The organism is Planococcus maitriensis, assembly GCF_003289925.1.
In the GTDB taxonomy this organism is placed as follows: domain Bacteria; phylum Bacillota; class Bacilli; order Bacillales_A; family Planococcaceae; genus Planococcus; species Planococcus maitriensis.
This window is the reverse complement of sequence record NZ_QLZQ01000003.1, coordinates 264,869-281,567: the sequence shown is the minus strand read 5'-3', so window position 1 is coordinate 281,567 and position 16,699 is coordinate 264,869. Positions and strand designations below refer to the sequence as shown.

The 16,699-nt window shown below is 53.2% G+C and carries 17 protein-coding genes and 1 other annotated feature; of the genes, 1 reads left to right on the top strand and 16 read right to left on the bottom strand.

From position 1 onward, the window contains the following. Positions 1-227: 227 nt before the first annotated feature. Positions 228-1,028 (top strand): GNAT family N-acetyltransferase, encoded by an 801-nt coding sequence (locus tag DP119_RS09820; protein ID WP_112233019.1) that lies wholly within the window; start codon positions 228-230, stop codon positions 1,026-1,028. 64 nt (positions 1,029-1,092) lie between these two features. Here DP119_RS09820 and DP119_RS09815 read toward each other — a convergent pair whose 3' ends face one another. The 16 genes from DP119_RS09815 to DP119_RS09740 form a co-directional block, all read right to left on the bottom strand. Beyond that, complete coding sequence (locus DP119_RS09815) at positions 1,093-2,388, bottom strand: arsenic transporter (protein WP_112233018.1); 1,296 nt, start codon at positions 2,386-2,388, stop codon at positions 1,093-1,095. A 15-nt stretch (positions 2,389-2,403) separates the two neighbouring features. After that, complete coding sequence (locus DP119_RS09810; protein ID WP_112233017.1) at positions 2,404-2,733, bottom strand: ArsR/SmtB family transcription factor; 330 nt, start codon at positions 2,731-2,733, stop codon at positions 2,404-2,406. Between the two features lie 133 nt (positions 2,734-2,866). Beyond that, positions 2,867-3,385, bottom strand: a complete 519-nt coding sequence (locus DP119_RS09805) for a type 1 glutamine amidotransferase domain-containing protein (protein WP_112233016.1) — start codon at positions 3,383-3,385, stop codon at positions 2,867-2,869. 70 nt (positions 3,386-3,455) lie between these two features. Continuing rightward, positions 3,456-4,049 (bottom strand): DNA-3-methyladenine glycosylase, encoded by a 594-nt coding sequence (locus DP119_RS09800; protein WP_112233015.1) that lies wholly within the window; start codon positions 4,047-4,049, stop codon positions 3,456-3,458. A 20-nt stretch (positions 4,050-4,069) separates the two neighbouring features. Further along, on the bottom strand, positions 4,070-4,840 hold the full coding sequence (gene trpA / locus DP119_RS09795) for a tryptophan synthase subunit alpha (protein ID WP_112233014.1): 771 nt from the start codon (positions 4,838-4,840) through the stop codon (positions 4,070-4,072). Further along, complete coding sequence (gene trpB / locus DP119_RS09790; protein WP_112233013.1) at positions 4,837-6,645, bottom strand: tryptophan synthase subunit beta; 1,809 nt, start codon at positions 6,643-6,645, stop codon at positions 4,837-4,839. Before trpB ends, trpA begins: the two co-directional genes overlap by 4 nt. Then, a complete protein-coding gene (gene trpC / locus DP119_RS09785; protein ID WP_112233012.1) occupies positions 6,642-7,415 on the bottom strand; it encodes an indole-3-glycerol phosphate synthase TrpC in 774 nt (257 codons plus the stop codon). Before trpC ends, trpB begins: the two co-directional genes overlap by 4 nt. Further along, the gene (trpD, locus tag DP119_RS09780; protein ID WP_112233011.1) at positions 7,412-8,404 is read right to left on the bottom strand and encodes an anthranilate phosphoribosyltransferase; all 993 of its coding nucleotides are present in this window, start codon (positions 8,402-8,404) and stop codon (positions 7,412-7,414) included. Before trpD ends, trpC begins: the two co-directional genes overlap by 4 nt. 64 nt (positions 8,405-8,468) lie before the next feature. Next, positions 8,469-8,696 (bottom strand) — a binding site (T-box leader). A gap of 144 nt (positions 8,697-8,840) precedes the next feature. Beyond that, a complete protein-coding gene (locus DP119_RS09775) occupies positions 8,841-9,824 on the bottom strand; it encodes a CaiB/BaiF CoA transferase family protein (RefSeq protein ID WP_112233010.1) in 984 nt (327 codons plus the stop codon). Continuing rightward, positions 9,825-10,973 carry an acyl-CoA dehydrogenase family protein gene (locus tag DP119_RS09770; protein WP_112233009.1) on the bottom strand — a complete coding sequence of 383 codons (1,149 nt, stop codon included), beginning with the start codon at positions 10,971-10,973 and terminating at the stop codon, positions 9,825-9,827. Positions 10,974-10,988: 15 nt separating this feature from the next. After that, the gene (locus DP119_RS09765; RefSeq protein WP_112233008.1) at positions 10,989-11,759 is read right to left on the bottom strand and encodes an SDR family NAD(P)-dependent oxidoreductase; all 771 of its coding nucleotides are present in this window, start codon (positions 11,757-11,759) and stop codon (positions 10,989-10,991) included. Between the two features lie 33 nt (positions 11,760-11,792). Continuing rightward, positions 11,793-12,944, bottom strand: coding sequence for a thiolase family protein (locus DP119_RS09760; protein WP_112233007.1), 1,152 nt, complete (start codon positions 12,942-12,944; stop codon positions 11,793-11,795). Between the two features lie 171 nt (positions 12,945-13,115). Next, the gene (locus tag DP119_RS09755; RefSeq protein WP_112233006.1) at positions 13,116-14,009 is read right to left on the bottom strand and encodes a glycine betaine ABC transporter substrate-binding protein; all 894 of its coding nucleotides are present in this window, start codon (positions 14,007-14,009) and stop codon (positions 13,116-13,118) included. Between the two features lie 82 nt (positions 14,010-14,091). Then, positions 14,092-14,730, bottom strand: a complete 639-nt coding sequence (locus DP119_RS09750) for an ABC transporter permease (protein ID WP_205853868.1) — start codon at positions 14,728-14,730, stop codon at positions 14,092-14,094. Then, positions 14,727-15,695, bottom strand: coding sequence for an ABC transporter ATP-binding protein (locus DP119_RS09745; RefSeq protein ID WP_112233005.1), 969 nt, complete (start codon positions 15,693-15,695; stop codon positions 14,727-14,729). Before DP119_RS09745 ends, DP119_RS09750 begins: the two co-directional genes overlap by 4 nt. Positions 15,696-15,748: 53 nt before the next feature. Next, positions 15,749-16,591, bottom strand: coding sequence for a GNAT family N-acetyltransferase (locus DP119_RS09740; protein WP_112233004.1), 843 nt, complete (start codon positions 16,589-16,591; stop codon positions 15,749-15,751). Positions 16,592-16,699: the final 108 nt, after the last annotated feature.

Below are 16,699 nucleotides of genomic sequence, written 5' to 3'. Positions count from 1 at the left end.
GAATAATGGCCTCCTGGCTTGTGTAGTTTCTGAGATTATTCTATCACAAATCGTCTCTCCAGAAAAAATCCGTGACAGAAAACCTAGTGTTATCCAGCACGTTACCACCTAAATACGGAAATGATTTTAGAATTATCAGTAATTTTAAAGTTTAGTGTGTACTTTAGCATATTCGAATGGTATTATATGACTAACTAATCCTATGATTCTGGAAGGAAGAGGTGCCAGTGACTATATTATTGGAAAAGAAATACATCCCTTTGTCTCATTATTTTCAAGCCGCCACAAATTCGAGCATCCGTTTGACGTTTTCGGAAATTGAGCAGATCATGGGCCAGAACTTGCCCAATGCAGCTTATTTGAATAAAAGCTGGTGGAAAAAGTCAAAGCCCCCCGCAAAACATTTTCACGCCTGGATGGACGCCGGCTACCGCGTTGCGGAAGTCGAGCCTGACCGCTACGTCGTTTTCGAAAAAGCGGATGCCAAGAACACAGCAGCTGACACCGATACCGAAGACAAAGACATCTTGTTGATCCGAACCGCAGAACACGGGGATGCCCGGTCGCTGGCTTTGCTCCAAAAAGCGGTGGAGGCCGAATCCGACTTCATGCTTTACGGCAAGGATGAGCGCTCGCTTTCCACACAGCGTGTCCGCAAACAAATCATCGAGTGGAAGCAAAGCGGGCATTCCGCCATCATCATCGCCATCTTGAACGGCCAGCACGTCGGCTATTTGATGGTCATCGGCAATGAAGCGAAACGGGCATCGCACCGCGCAGCACTGGTTCTCGGCCTTCTGAAGGAAGCCCAAGGCAAAGGCATCGCCAAGTCCCTTCTTGAAAAAGCCGAAGAGTGGTCTAAGCAAAAAGGCATCACCCGCCTGGAATTGACTGTCATCGAAGCCAATGAGCGGGCGCGAAAGCTGTATGAAAAAGCTGGATTCGAGGCAGAAGGCACACGCCGCCGCTCACTGATCATCGACGGCAAGGAACACGACGAAATTTACTTGGCCAAGTTTTTGGACTGAGCCAAAATTAAAAAGAAACGCCTGCCATTCACTCTTGAATGGCAGGCGTTTTCCGTTGCGTTGATTAATTCAAAACCGTTAACCATACATATAGTCCGGTCAAGGTGATGAACAAAGTCGGAACTGTAAGGATGATGCCGACTTTAAAATAATACCCCCAGCTGATTTCGACACCTTTCGTTTTCAGGACATGCAGCCACAAAAGAGTGGCGAGCGAACCGATCGGCGTGATTTTCGGGCCGAGGTCGGAACCGATGACGTTGGCATAAATCAAGGCATCGCGCATGACGCCGTTCGTGTCCGTCTCAGCGATCACCAACGCATTGATCATGACCGTCGGCATATTGTTCATGCCGGACGACAGGATCGCTGCGATAAAGCCCATGCCGATCGTCGCTGCATACAGGCCGTGACCCGCTGTCCATTCAATCGCTTGCGCGAGAACCGAAGTCAAGCCGACATTGCGCAAGCCGTAGACAACGACATACATGCCGATCGAGAAGAAGACGATCGCCCATGGTGCCCCTTTTAGCACCGCCATCGTTTCAACGTGCTTGCTGTTGCGCGCAATTGCCAGGAAGATGATTGCAATCGAACCGGCGATCAAGGAAACCGGGATCTCGAGCGATTCACTCATGAAGTAACCGATCAGCAAGATTGCGAGAACGACCCAAGACAGGCGGAAAATGCGGATATCCTTGATCGCAGTATCCGGTTTTTTCAACACGCCGGGATCGAAGCGCCCCGGGATGTCTTTTTTAAAGAATAAATACAGCACGAGCATGCTTGCCAATATGCTGAATAAGTTCGGAACCACCATATGCAATGCGTATTCCGTAAAGCCGATACCGAAGAAATCAGCCGAGACGATATTGACCAAGTTGCTGATGACAAACGGCAATGACGCCGTATCGGCGATAAAGCCGGATGCCATGATAAACGGTAAAATCATCGTATCGCGGAATTTCAACGCCCTCACCATCGCCAGAACGATCGGCGTCAGGATTAAAGCAGCGCCGTCATTTGCGAAAAGCGCCGCTACGACTGCGCCAAGGAGCGTGACGAGAAAAAACATGCGCAAGCCGCTGCCTTTGGCAAAACGCGCCATATGTAATGCTGCCCATTCGAAAAATCCGATTTCATCCAAAATCAAGGAAATGATGATCAAGGCGACAAAAGTCAATGTCGCATTCCATACAATTCCCGTAACGTCCCACACATCGCCGAAATCGACGACACCGAATATCAAGGCGACCACTGCCCCGGCAATGGCCGACCAGCCGATCGACAGCCCGCGCGGCTGCCAGATGACGAAAAGCAATGTCACCAGAAAAATAATGATCGCTAACCAAACATCCATTTCAGTTCCAACTCCTTAATTACAATTCACTTTCTTGCCTTCCGCAATGAGCGATTCCACTGTGCGTTCGGGTTCCGGCAACAGCGCAAGAAGCGATGCCAGCACCTCAAAAAGCCCGTGCTTTTCATTGAGTGACCAGATCGTCCAGCGCCCGCGCTTTTCTTCACAGATCAATCCCGCCTGCTTGAGTTTGCGCATATGCTGGCTGATGGCCGGCTGCGACATATCGAGCAGCTCGGTAAATTCACAGATGCACAACGCCTCTTTCGATAAGTATTTCAAAATCAGCATGCGGGTTTCGTCGCTTACCGCTTTCAAGCTCTGTTCCATTTGTTTATAGTCCATTTCAGTCACCTCTTTTTGGCAATGGATTCATTATATAAGCAAGCGCTTATGTATGCAAGGGGACATTTCGATTCCCTAATAATTTTCAATAAGAAAAACCGCCCCCAATGACGGGAGCGATTTGGATGGTTCCTTATTTGTTTTCAAGCAATTTCAATGACTCACGGTTGAATGCAGGGATGTCATCCGGCTGGCGGCTTGTCACCAATTGGTTTTGGCAGACGACAACCTCTTTGTCGGCAACTTTTGCGCCCGCATACTCCATGTCGACTTGAATCGATTTGAAGCCTGTAGCATCACGGCCTTCCAAAGCTTTCGCCGTGATCAATAGCTGCGGCCCGTGGCAAATCGCGAAGACCGGTTTTTCGGCATCCATGAACGCCTTCGTGAATGTCACGAAACGGTCATCCGCGCGCAATTGGTCCGGCGAGAAACCGCCTGGCAATAGCAGCGCATCGAATTCATCCGGGTTCACATCGTCGATGCCTTTATCGATCGTGACAACAGCTTCGCCTTGTTTGCCGGTCACTTTCTTGCCTGCTTCCTTTTCGATATTGATCAGTTCATGGCCTGCTTCGTTAAACGCTTTTGCCGGTTCTGTATACTCCACGTCCTCGAACATGTCCGTAATTAAAGTTGCAATTTTCGCCATTTCACTTCACTCCTTCTGTTTAAATGCTCCCTATCAGTATTCCACGAATTCGAAAGCTTAAACATCCGGGTTAGGGGCGGAATTTCGAAACGAACGGATTATCCGATTCCCAAAAACGGTACGGGTAATGGACCGCTTCCTGTGAATTCCCGATGCCGACGCGCGGTCCCGTCGATACTGTGTGCACCGCATCGCCTTCAGCGATATAAAGCGGCCGCTCGGTAAAATGATGGCCGTTATAATCCATTGTGATGCCCATCGCTTTCGTCAGCTTGCCGGGCCCGCTCGTCCATTGCTTCATCGGCATATGCTGCCCTCTGCGCTCTGCCATGAACTCGATGCCCTCGACCGGCTCGACCGCCCGGATCAGGATTGCGCGCGGTATTTCCTGAGGGCCGCTAACGACGTTCAATAGTGTATGGGTATGCATCTGGTACGTATAGACAAGCCCCGACCTGCCGAACATCACTTCGGTGCGTTTTGTGCGGCGGTTTCCGAAACTGTGTGCAGCCCGGTCTTCCGCCCCCATATATGCTTCAGTCTCGACGATCCTGCCGGCGACGATGCCGCCCGGCAGTTCGTGGACCAGTATTTTCCCTAGTAAATCCCGCGACAACTCAAGAGTCGGGGTTTCAAAGAACTTCTCATCCATCGGTTCAAACATGCTGATCCCTCCTGACGGTATTATACCGAATGAGGGGCGGTCACTGCATCGATCAAGGGTTCGACATCTTCAATCCGGTCTTCATGGAATGCCTGGACAATCGCGCTGCCGACAATAAAACCGTCCACATCGTCACGCAGCATATCGACATGGCTTTCTTTGGAGATCCCAAATCCCGCATAGACCGGGACAGGGCTCAATTCCCTTACTTTGCGCGTGAATGCGCCGACTTCTTCCGCCAACTCATCGCGGCTTCCGGTAATGCCGGTCACGGTTACCGCATAGACAAACCCTTCCGCCTGCTTGAGGATTTCTTCCAGGCGGCTCTCGATGGTCGTCAGCGTGACGAGCTGGATCAGCGCAAGCTCCTGCTGTTTCGCGAATGGCTCAATCAATTGGCGATGCTCGAACGGCAAATCCGGAATGATGATGCCTGATGCCCCCGCTTTTTTCGCTTCCTGGGTAAAACGCTCGGCACCGAAGCGAATGACCGGATTCAGATAGGTCATGATGATGAGCGGGACTTTCACTTCGAAATCAAAGCGCTGCATCGCATCGAGCACTTTTTCCAATGTGATGCCTTCAGCAAGCGCACGGTTTCCTGCAGCTTCGATTGTCGGCCCATCAGCGACTGGATCCGAGAAGGGAATTCCGACTTCAATTGCCGTCACCCCGCGCTCTTGCAAATACCGGATCTGTTCGCCCAGTTTGTCGATTCCGCCGTCTCCGGCCATGATGTAAGCGACAAACGCTTTCTGCCCTGCCTGTTTCAGTTCGGTTAATCGTTTCATGACAGCCCCTCCAATTTCTCGGCATATGTCGCCATATCCTTATCGCCTCTGCCGGATACGCAAATGACGAGCAATTCATCCGCTGTCATCGACCGCGCCTGTTTTTTGGCTTCCGCTACCGCATGGGCAGATTCCAAAGCCGGGATGATGCCTTCAAGACGCGACATTTCAATGACCGACGCCAGCGCTTCATCATCTGTAATCGCTTCGTATGTGACGCGCCCGCTGTCAGCGAGATGCGCGTGCTCCGGCCCGATTCCCGGATAATCGAGGCCAGCGGAAATGGAATGCGCTTCCTGTACTTGCCCGGACTCATCCTGTAATAACTTCATCATGGCACCGTGGAGCACGCCTTCCGAACCTTTCGTCAAAGTCGCGGCGTGGCGGTCGGTATCGACGCCTTCCCCTGCCGCTTCGGCGCCGATCAAACGGACCGATTCGTCGTTAACAAAAGGGTGGAACATGCCGATTGCATTGGAACCGCCGCCGACGCACGCGACGACAGCATCCGGCAAGCGCCCTTCCTTGTCGAGGATCTGGCGCTTCGTTTCCTGGCCGATGACGCTTTGGAAATCACGCACCATCGTCGGGAACGGATGGGGGCCAAGCGCCGAGCCGATCAAATAATGGGTGTCTTCAACATTCGTGACCCAGTAGCGCAGCGCTTCATTGACTGCATCCTTCAGCGTGCCGCTGCCTTTTGATACGCTCTCCACGCGGGCCCCCAATAATTTCATGCGGAACACGTTGAGCTGCTGGCGCTTGATGTCTTCTTCGCCCATGAATACAACACAATCCAGATCGAATAACGCGCAAATGGTAGCTGTCGCCACGCCGTGCTGGCCCGCTCCGGTTTCAGCGACGATTTTGCGCTTGCCCATGCGCCGGGCAAGCAAAGCCTGTCCGATGGCATTGTTCACTTTATGGGCGCCGGTATGATTTAAATCTTCGCGTTTCAAGTAAATTTTCGGCCCGCCCCATGCTTCTGTCATGCGCGCAGCAAAGGTCAGTGGCTGTTCGCGGCCGACGTATTCACTCAAATAATGGTGATATTCTTTTTGGAATTCAGGGTCATTTTTTGCTTCTTCATACGCGGCCTCGAGTTCTTTGACTGCTTTCATCAAGGTTTCCGGAACGAACTGTCCGCCGTAGCGGCCGAAAAATCCTATCGGGTCCATTGTTTTTTCTTTTGTTCTTTCCATCGAATCACCCTTTGCCTGTAGTATGAATTGCCGAATTTTCACTTCATCTTTCCGGCCATCGGTTTCCACTCCGCTCGATACATCGACCATGAATGGAGCGGTTTGGCTGATGGCCGCTTGCACATTCCCTCTATTCAATCCGCCTGCTAAAATGAGGCGGCTATGATCCAAGCCCGCGTTTTCCAGGAGGCTCCAATCGAATACATGCCCACTGCCCCCGCGATAGTCGGTGCCTGGCGCATCGACCAATATATAGTCCGCAATCGAGTTGTTCAATTTTTCCACATCGTCCGGTGTCCGGATCGAAAAAGCTTGAATGACCGGCACTTCGATACGCTGGATCAGCTCGTCCGGCTCATCACCATGTAGTTGCACCATCGTCAGCGGCACCGTCTTGACGGCCTTTTCGATTTCTTCATAAGAAGCGTTGACGAATACGCCGATCCGTTCAACCCCGGCGTTTGCGATTTGCGACAATTCCTGGGCCCGTTCGACCGATACGCGCCGTTTGCTCGGGGCAAAGACAAACCCGATCGCATCCGCTTGAGATGCGGCTTGAACGTGCCGTTCCTCCATCAATCCACAGATTTTCACACGTGTCATCGCGCTGCCTCCTGTCCTGTCGCCTGGCGAATCCAGCCAGCCGGATTTTCCGAACGCATCAGCGCTTCCCCCACCAGTACGCCTTGTGCGCCCAGTTCATAGGCTTGGTGAGCATCCGCCGCCTCGTTCATGCCACTCTCGCTGATCAGCACAGAACCGCTGTCAAACGGGAATTTCCCAGCTAATTCAGCCGTCCGCTCCAGCGACACTTTAAAGGTTTTTAAGTCGCGGTTATTGACGCCAATCAATTGCGCCCCGAGCGCCACCGCTTTTTCGAGCTCTGCTGCATCATGCACTTCCACCAGGATTTCCATGCCGAGCGCATCCGCGTAGCGGAATAACCGTTCGAGCTCCTCTTCTTCAAGCGCGGCGACGATCAACAGAATGATCGTTGCCCCTGCCGCTTTCGCCCGTTCGACCTGTATTTCGCTGACCATGAAATCTTTGCACAATACAGGGACCGAAACAGCGTGTGCCACTTTCTTCAAATCGTCGATCGACCCTTTGAAATATTGCTCGTCCGTCAATACGGAAATGGCGGCTGCGCCGGCCCCTTCATATTTGAGGGCCTGTTCGACGACATCCACTTCCATGCGGATGGCGCCTTTCGACGGAGATGCACGCTTGATTTCCGAAATGACTCCGCGGCTTTTTCGCAAGGTGTCGAGGAGTTTCGGTTTGTCCGGATATCGCTCGGTTTTAGGATAACTATTTTCATAGGCAGTGATTTCCTGCCGTTTGGTTTCCATGATTTTGTCCAATATGGTCATACGAGCACCCCCGATGCCAGGCGGTGCAATTCATACACACGCGCCGTTTCTCCTGAAATGATGGATTTGCGCGCCTGATGCACGCCTTCCGCAATGCTTGCGGCACGGCCGCTCACGTAAAGCACCGTTCCCGCATTGAGTGCCACTGTATCCAAATAAGCACTCGGCGTCCCGTCGATCACTTGCATGAAAATCTCTGCATTGCGTTTTGAATCGCCTCCGCGAATCGCTTCGATCGGCGCGGTTTCAAGACCGACTTCGTGAGGATGGACCGTCAAGCTGCGCTTGCCTTGTTCGTCAAAGACGATCAATTGGTTGGTCCCGGCAAGAGACAGTTCATCCAGTCCGCCTGCCCCGTGGACTATCGCCCCGCGCTTTCTGCCGAGGCGCATCAAGGCTTCAGCCATCGGTTCCATCATGTCCGGACGGTAAACGCCGCTCATTTGGATGGCGATCGGCAAAGGATTCGCCAGCGGACCGACCAAGTTGAAGATGGTCGGCGTGCCGATTGCCTTGCGCACTTCACGCAAGTCCCCGAGTGCCGGATGGATCGACGGCGCGAACAAAAAGGCGATGCCAGTCTGTTCGACGAGTGCCGGCAATTCCGTTACAGCCAATTGAGTGGATATCCCGATCTCTTCCAATAAATCTGAGCTGCCCGTCTTGCTGGAAACGCTCCGGTTACCGTGCTTCGCGACGCTCATGCCGCAGCCGGCCAAGACGAACGCCGTCAATGTGCTGATGTTGAAGCTAAAGGATTTATCGCCGCCGGTGCCGCACACGTCTACCAGTTCACCTTCCACTTCCGGAAGCTTGACTGCCTTCTCCCGCATGGCAAGGACCATGCCGACCAACTCGTCGGCCGTCTCGCCTTTTTCGTGCAAGCCGCTGAGGAGCTCCTTCATCTGCTGTTGGTTCATGCGCCCTTCCAATAACGCCAATGCTTGCTGTTTCATTGTATGTTCGTTCATATTCTCTGCTCTGCTCATCTCAATCTCTCCTCATCTCGTTTTTTTGAATGCAAAAATCCCCGCAACCGGACATTCATCCGGTTGCGGGGACGGGTTTAACCGCGGTACCACCACGCATTAATGCATTTTCGCACTCACTCAATAGGCTCTTCGCCTGTCCCTTTAACGCAGGGCTACGTCCGCCATACTCGCTTCCGCTTTCCGGCTGGCTCTCATAAGTCCATTCGCACAGCGCATCCAATCAGCTCCCACCAGCCGCTGACTCTCTAAATAGACGCCACTGCCTACTCGTCTCATTCCTCGATTTGCACTCTTCTGTTCTCTTCTCTTCTGGCTCTTCTCTCGAATAGACTTGCCGCTACCAACAAGTTGTCCTTCATACTAAAAGGTTTTGTATATTCTGTCAAGTGCAGAATTTCAATTTCACTATATGATGCTGCCTGGTTGAATTCATTCAGCGCACTTCGCCCGCTTCCACGCCAGGCGCCCGGCCGAGAAAGAAAGGATGGCGATGGCGCTCATCCGCACTCAAGACCGGCGCCAGGCAGCAATCGTGGACAAGCGACAACCTGTACCATTCTTGCCAGCTTTTCGATTTGAAAAACATCTCGACTTGCCGGTGCTCGGGCGTGCCCGGCGCACATTCCCCCCAAGCCACCCAGTCAGGGCGCCCAGCCAGTTCACAGAAATTGCGCCAGAATTTCCCTTCCAAGGCACCGAGTGTCACGTAGCGCCCATCTTCCGTCTCGTAGATTGCGTAGCTGATGCGGCCGCCCCCGATTTCGGGAACACCGTGACCCGAGACTCCAGCTTTGTGGTAGGCGTCGTGGTTCGGCAAGAATTCCGCCATCACTTCTGCAAGCGCAATGTCCAAGTAAGCCCCTTCGCCCGTGCGCAGCTTACGGATCAACGCGGCAAGTATTTGTTCACTCGCAAGCAAGCCCCCGGTATAATCCGCGAGCGTATTGGTCGGATGCACAGGCCGGCCACCTTCATCGCGGAGCTGGTCAAGGGCACCCGAAAGCGCCAGGTAATTCAGGTCGTGGCTGCCGAGATGCGCAAGCTCACCCGTCTGCCCATACCCTGATAGCGAGCAATAGACGATGTCCGGCTTGAGCTCTTTGACGCTGCCATAATCAAGCCCGAGCTTTTTCATGACGCCCGGCCGGAACGTTTCGATGAGCGCATCGGCAGAACGCACGAGTTCCAGCATCTCGCGTTTTCCGCTTTCCGATTTTAAATCCAGCTGCACGATTTGCTTGTCTGCATTATGTGCGCTGTGCACGAGGCCTCCCCCCATGCCGCGCGATGGATCGCCGGCTGGCGGCTCCACCTTGATGACTTCAGCGCCGAGTTCCGCAAGCCGCATGCCCGCAAACGGTCCCGGCACATAATACGTCACGTCCAATATACGGATGCCTGTCAGCGCCTTTTCCATTTAAAGCCCCATCCGTTTGGCGATGATCGTTTTCATGATTTCATTGGACCCGGCATAAATCGCCGCTACCGGAATGTCACGGTAGCGCCGGGCGATTTTGTATTCTTCCATATAGCCGTAGCCGCCGTGCAATTGCATGCATTCGCCCGAAATTTTCTTCGCCGTCTCCGTCAGCCAATATTTCGCCATCGACACTTTCGAGACGACGTCTTTCCCGGCCATGTGCTCTTCGATCAAGGATTCGAGGAACGCTTTGCCGAGCTCGATCTCGGTAGCCATTTCCACCAGTTTGAACTGGGTGTTCTGGAATGCGCTGACCGGCTTGCCGAATGCTTTACGGGATTTGACATAATCGACCGTCATTTCAAGCATGTCTTCCGAGGCAATCTGTGCGGCAAGTGCCACGACGAGCCGCTCCTGTTGCAGTTTCTCCATCAAGTAAGTAAAGCCTTTGTTTTCCTCGCCGACCAGGTTGGCGGCCGGCACTTTGCAATCCTCGAAATACAGCTCGGACGTATCCTGTGCATGGAGCCCGACTTTATCAAGTTTTCGCCCTTTGGTGAATCCAGCCGTCCCTTCTTCCACCATCAACAGCGAGATGCCTTTATGCTTCGGCTCGGCTTTCGGGTCGGTCTTGACGACCACCAAGACATGCGTCGAATTGATGCCGTTGGTGATGAAAGTTTTTTGGCCGTTGACGATGTAATGGTCGCCATCTCTTACAGCCGTGGTGGAGATATTGGCGAGGTCGGACCCAGCGCCTGGTTCTGTCATCGCAATGGCGGTAATATACTCGCCACTGATGCACCCCGGCAGCCAATCCTGTTTCTGCTGTTCCGTCCCGTACGCTTCTATATAAGGCACAGTAATGTCATTATGCAGCCCGACGCCCGTCAAGCTCGCCCCGACGCGCTCCATTTCCTCGCCTATAATGACGCCGTAGCGGAAATCAAGGCCAAGCCCGCCGTATCGCTCTTCCACTTGCGGGCATAAAAAGCCCATATCGCCGAGCTTTCGCCAGAACGACTTCGGGATCAGGCGGTCCTTCTCCCATTGCTCATATTGCGGCACCGCTTCTTTCTCCAAAAACTTGCGCAATGACTTGCGGAACATTGTGTGCTCTTCTTCTTCAAACCTGTATCTTGCCATTTTCCCCATCCCCCTTTATTTCGGCTGCATGCGGATCGCGCCGTCCAAGCGGATCACTTCCCCGTTCAATAGCGGGTTTTCGACGATGCTTTCGACCAGCTTCGCGTATTCAGCAGGACGCCCGAGACGCGCCGGAAACGGCACTGTCGCGGAAAGCGACTGGATCGCCGCTTCCGGCAAACCGTCGAACATCGGCGTTTTCATGAGGCCCGGCGCAATTGCCATGACCCGGATGCCATCACGCGCCAATTCCCGCGCAATCGGCAAGGTCATCGAGACGATGCCCCCTTTTGATGCGCTATAGGCCGCTTGCCCGATCTGGCCTTCATACGCCGCAACGGATGCAGTCGATATGATGACGCCGCGTTCCCCTTCTTCATTGGGCTCGTTTTGCTGCATCGCCGCTGCAGCGGCACGCAATACGTTAAAGCTGCCGACCAGATTGACTTGAATGACTTTTTCGAAGCGGTCGAGTGCAAGTGGCTGCCCTTTCGACACGACTTTCCCGGGTGTGCCGATACCTGCACAATTGATTAGGAGATTGACGCTGCCGAGCTTATCGGCCGCCTTCTTCACATTTTCTTCTACCTGAAGCGCGTTTGTTACGTCCGTTCCAAAATAGCTGATTTGCCCTTCATTGAAATCAGCCATCACGCCATTCGCACGTGCTTCGTTCAAGTCGAATATCACTGCGCGCCCGCCATTTCCCGCGATATGGCGCACCGTCGCTTCACCTAATCCGGAAGCGCCGCCGGTGACAATGGCTTTCACTTTAGAAAAATCCATTTCATTCTCCCCTTTGACTGTGTCTTCATCTATTCAAGTGAGCCGTTCGATGATTGTCGCGTTCGCCATGCCCATGCCTTCGCAAATCGCAAGCAGGCCGTAACGGCTGTCAGAGCGCTCCAGCTCATGCACAAGCGACACCAACAATTTCGTGCCGGTCGCGCCCAAAGGATGCCCGAGTGCGATGGCGCCGCCGTTGACGTTGAGCTTGTCCGGATCCCCCCCGATATCCGCAAGCCAGGCGAGCGGAACGGGTGCAAATGCTTCATTCACTTCATAGCGGTCCATATCATCGATTGCCAGGCCCGTTTTTTCCAGCACTTTTTTCGTAGCGGCGATCGGCCCTGTCAGCATCAAAGTCGGATCCGATCCGACAACCGTCCGGGCGAGTATGCGCGCTTTCGGTTTCAATCCGAGTTCATCGGCTTTTTCCCTCGACATCAATAGGACGGCGGATGCCCCATCGCTCATTTGGCTGGCGTTGCCGGCCGTGATGACGCCTTGTTCATCGAATGCGGGCTTTAATCCAGCAAGCACTTCTTCAGTCGTGCCGGGCCTTGGCCCTTCATCTTTCGTGACTTTCCGGAAATGGCCTTGTTCATCCTGGGCATCCACCGGGACGATTTCCTTATCGTAAAGGCCTGCGTCGATCGCTTGCTGTGCGCGTTCATGGCTCTGTACGGCATAAGCATCCAGCTGCTGTCGGCTGAACCCCCATTTTTCAGCTATGCGTTCCGCAGATAATCCCTGGTTGATGATTTCATATTGATCGGTCAGTTTTTTACTCGGCTTCGCTCCTTGCATATTGGAGAACATCGGGACACGCGTCATGCTTTCGACACCGCCGGCAATGACGATGTCCATATCCCCGGCTAAAATCGCCTGCGCCCCGAAGTGAACGGCTTGCTGGCTCGAGCCGCACTGGCGGTCGATGGTGACGCCCGGCACAAAATCCGGGAACCCGGCAATCAATGCTGACGTCCTGGCGATATTGCCGCCTTGTTCACCTGACTGCGAAACACATCCGAGAATGACGTCCTCCACCATGCCTTTATCGACACCCGCACGGTTCACCAATTCTTCCAGTACGACAGCCGCGAGTTCATCCGGCCGCATCTCCCCGAATTGCCCTTTGCGCCTGCCGACTGGCGACCGGACGCCTTCAACGATGACTACTTCCCTCATTTTGAATCACTCCTATTTTTGAAATCGTTTCCATTAAACTGAATTGAATGACTATTCACTCACCTTCATTTATTGTACAAGAATCCCTAACGGATTACTACATGAAAAAGGGGATGGCTGCCTCTTAGGCAAACAAAAACCCTCTGCGGCATTTAGCTGCAGAGGGTTTCCTCATTCTTCGATCAAGCCTTTTTCTATTAGGAATTCACGCGCGACTTCGTTCGGGATTTCCTGGTCCACGTCGACGCGCGAGTTCATCGCAAGCATCTCTTCTTCCGTGATCTGTCCTGCCAATTCGTTCAATAGATCCTCAAGCTCGGGATATTCTTCGAGCGTTTCCATCCGGACGACCGGTACAGCGTCATATTTCGGGAAGAACGATTGGTCATCTTCCGTCGTCTTCAGGTCGAACAAGTCGATGCGGCTATCGGTCGTGAATGCAGGGATGACATCGACGTCACCATTCTGTACCGCTTCGTACATGATCGCCGGATCGAAGCTTTCGGTCGCCGAAAACTCGAATGGATACGTGGCGACCATATCGTCGTAGCCGTCCCCTTGGCGCTCATAGAACGGGTGCGGCGCCCCGAAAGTCATGTCTTCCGATTGCGAGATTTCCGCCAAATCGGAATAGGTCTCCGCGTCGTAATCTTTGGCATAAGCCAAGGTATAGCCATTTTCAAATCCGAGCGGTTCGAGCCATGTAGCGCCCAACTCTTCCTCATATCCTGCCCGCACTTCTTGCAATACTTCCTCGGAAGACTGCCCCGGTGCCGACTCCCGCTTCAATACATCTTTCAGGCCGGTCCCGGTGTATTCGACGTAAAGGTCGATATCGCCTTGCTCGAGTGCCGGCGTCAAGATCGACACTTCCCCGAGCCCTTCTTCGTATTCCACACTATAATCCGAATTCGCTTCGATATACTGGCCGAGAATGTGCGGCAGGATATACTGTTCTGTCCAAGGCTTGCCCCCGATGACGATCGGTTCCGACTCTGCGCCGCCGCTGCAGGCAGCAAGAATCGCGGATGTTCCGAGCAATATGCCAAACGCTGTTTTTTTCATTGATGGTTCCCCCTTTTCGACTCCGTTTCGAGCCTTTTTGCTCATCCCTGTTCACGCTCCGCTTCACCCCTAGGCATGGCCCTTAAGTTTTCAAGCCTTTTGGTGTTGCGCGCTTTTCAATCCACTTCAAAATCAAATCAAAGCCAATCGCCAAGAGGGCAACCGGTAGCGCCCCCGCAAGCACCAAGGAATTATTGTACGATTGCAGCCCCCGGTAGATGATGTCGCCTAGCCCGCCAGCACCGACAAAAGTCGCGAGCGTCGCGATGCCGACCGTCAATACCGTGGCAGTGCGGATGCCAGCCATGATGAACGGCAGCGCCAACGGCAATTCGATCTGGCGCAGGATCTGCGTTCTCGTCATTCCCATCCCGCGCCCCGCTTCAATGGTGGATCCATCGACGCCGACAATACCTGCATAAGTGTTGCGCAAAATCGGCAATAGCGCATAGATGATCAGCGCAATCAAAGCAGTCGGTGATCCGATGCCGAGAATCGGCACTAAAAAACCGAATAAAGCTAAGCTCGGTATCGTTTGGAAGATGGCGGTGACACCGATGATCGGTTCGGCAAAGCGCCGGTAGCGGGCGATCATCACACCTGTAGGCAAAGCAATCGCGATGCCGATTGCCACAGCGACAAAAGATAAATAGATATGTTCAATAAAAGCATCCTGGATCATGTCCTGGCGGCTCACCAGTGTATCGAGAAACGCATTCACACGCCCGCCCCCTTTTCAACATGGAGGGCAGCTCTCAGCAATTCCCGCTCTCCTGCAAAACCGACCAATGTCCCTTCATCGACTACAGCGAGGCGCGGTTTGCCGCTTCGCTCCAATAACTGATGCGCATCGCCGACCGCCAGTGCAGCATCCGCTCGTTCCGCTTCCCCTGCCCAGTCTTTGTCGAAGAGAAATAGGAATTCCTTCAAACGCCGCTCTCCGAATGAACGTTTCTGGTTGATGCGCTCAGCGCCGATAAAGCTTCGCACGAAGTCATTGGCAGGTTCATCGATCAATTGCTGCGGCGTCCCGACCTGCTCGACTTTCCCGCCCTTCATCACGACGATCGTATCGGCGATTTTCAATGCCTCATCCATATCATGTGTGACAAAAATGATCGTTTTATGGATTTCCTGCTGTAAATGGCGCAGCTCATCCTGCAATTGCTCACGGCTGATCGGGTCAAGCGCCGAAAACGGCTCATCCATCAGCACAATGTTCGGATCTCCCGCGAGCGCCCGGACGACGCCGACACGCTGCTGCTGGCCCCCGCTCAATTCCAGCGGATAGCGCTCCATGAAAACAGCAGGGTCCAAACCGACTAATTGCAGCAATTCTTTCGACCGCGCGTCAGTTTTATCTGCCGGCCAATTCAATAGCTTCGGGACAAGCGAGACATTGTCTGCGATAGTCATATGCGGAAACAGGCCGATGCGCTGGATGACATAGCCGATCGACCGCCGCAACTTCACTTCGTCCATGCCGGTGATCGGCTCATCGTCTATGTATATGGCACCTGCTGTCGGATTTTCCAGTTTGTTCACCATTTTCATCAAGGTCGTTTTCCCGCATCCGCTGGGGCCGATTATGGCAGTCAGCTGGCGTGCGGGCAACTCGAGCGAAATGTCTTTTAGCGCTTCCGTCCCGTCCGGGAAGCGTTTGGTGACCTTGTCAAAGCGGATCATTCGCTTCGCCCCCTTTCAATTGGTCGTTTTCCTATACCCTTATACTCAGGGCTTTACTCCCGTTCGGGCAGCCCGAATTTCAAGTGGACCGGATTGGCGATTTGCTCATAGCCGATTTCCTGGTAAATCTTATTGGACGTGCCATTCGCCAGGTCCGTATAAAGCATAGCAAAATCATATTCATTGAGCAGCTCTTCCGTGACTTCCGCAACGAGCGTCCGGGCATAGCCTTTCCTCCGCAGCTCTTCCGGCGTAAAAACGAATGATACGGTAATGCCGTTTTTGGATGGCCGCGCTTTTTTCATGCAGGACACAGCACGTCCCCCGTCTTCCCAAAGAAATACTTCTTTTCGTGAAATAAAATCGTCAATTTTTTCTTTCGCCTCGTCCTGCGCCGGATTGCCGATGCCGGTATCTTCACCGAATAATTGATACCAATCGACAAGCAACGGGGCATCAAGCCGGTTCGCCACACGCCAGCTGCCGGGGCTTTTCGCAAGTTTCTTCCGCACCGCGTCAATTCGGTACAAGCCTTGGTCCATCGCGATTTCTGCAGGCTCTCCCCACGCTTTCGCAAACCTTCCAGCGGTTTCTTTATCCCCGATGACGCCAGGAACCTCAATTTCCGCATTGCGGAATTCCTTTGCCGCCAACGTTTCCGCATTCGCGCATTTGCGCAAGACAATCAATTGCAAAGGATGCGGGGGTGTCATCAAAGCCAATGCCACAACGCCTTGCGCGTCTTTCGCGAGCCCTAAATAGAAAGTTTCATAACGCCCTTGTTCAATTTGGCCAAGCACACCGAGAAATAAACTATATAGGTCTTCCCTTTTTTCAAGCAGCGGCTTTGCTTTTCCCAAATATTCGCCAATCTCCTGGTACCATTTCCATTCCATGTCCCCACACTCGTTTCCATTAAATTCATTTCTTCATTACTTATTGGCTATTCGGGGCTCATTCCCTCTTTTCGTTTTAGGGAAAACGAAAACGCGGACCTCATCCGG

Coding starts and splice junctions, on each gene's coding strand:
- DP119_RS09815 (WP_112233018.1), bottom strand. CDS start 2,388: ATGGATGTTTGGTTAGCGATCATTATTTTTCTGGTGACATTGCTTTTC.
- DP119_RS09810 (WP_112233017.1), bottom strand. CDS start 2,733: ATGGACTATAAACAAATGGAACAGAGCTTGAAAGCGGTAAGCGACGAA.
- DP119_RS09805 (WP_112233016.1), bottom strand. CDS start 3,385: ATGGCGAAAATTGCAACTTTAATTACGGACATGTTCGAGGACGTGGAG.
- DP119_RS09800 (WP_112233015.1), bottom strand. CDS start 4,049: ATGTTTGAACCGATGGATGAGAAGTTCTTTGAAACCCCGACTCTTGAG.
- trpA (WP_112233014.1), bottom strand. CDS start 4,840: ATGAAACGATTAACCGAACTGAAACAGGCAGGGCAGAAAGCGTTTGTC.
- trpB (WP_112233013.1), bottom strand. CDS start 6,645: ATGACACGTGTGAAAATCTGTGGATTGATGGAGGAACGGCACGTTCAA.
- trpC (WP_112233012.1), bottom strand. CDS start 7,415: ATGACCATATTGGACAAAATCATGGAAACCAAACGGCAGGAAATCACT.
- trpD (WP_112233011.1), bottom strand. CDS start 8,404: ATGAGCAGAGCAGAGAATATGAACGAACATACAATGAAACAGCAAGCA.
- DP119_RS09775 (WP_112233010.1), bottom strand. CDS start 9,824: ATGGAAAAGGCGCTGACAGGCATCCGTATATTGGACGTGACGTATTAT.
- DP119_RS09770 (WP_112233009.1), bottom strand. CDS start 10,973: ATGGCAAGATACAGGTTTGAAGAAGAAGAGCACACAATGTTCCGCAAG.
- DP119_RS09765 (WP_112233008.1), bottom strand. CDS start 11,759: ATGGATTTTTCTAAAGTGAAAGCCATTGTCACCGGCGGCGCTTCCGGA.
- DP119_RS09760 (WP_112233007.1), bottom strand. CDS start 12,944: ATGAGGGAAGTAGTCATCGTTGAAGGCGTCCGGTCGCCAGTCGGCAGG.
- DP119_RS09755 (WP_112233006.1), bottom strand. CDS start 14,009: ATGAAAAAAACAGCGTTTGGCATATTGCTCGGAACATCCGCGATTCTT.
- DP119_RS09745 (WP_112233005.1), bottom strand. CDS start 15,695: ATGATCCGCTTTGACAAGGTCACCAAACGCTTCCCGGACGGGACGGAA.
- DP119_RS09740 (WP_112233004.1), bottom strand. CDS start 16,591: ATGGAATGGAAATGGTACCAGGAGATTGGCGAATATTTGGGAAAAGCA.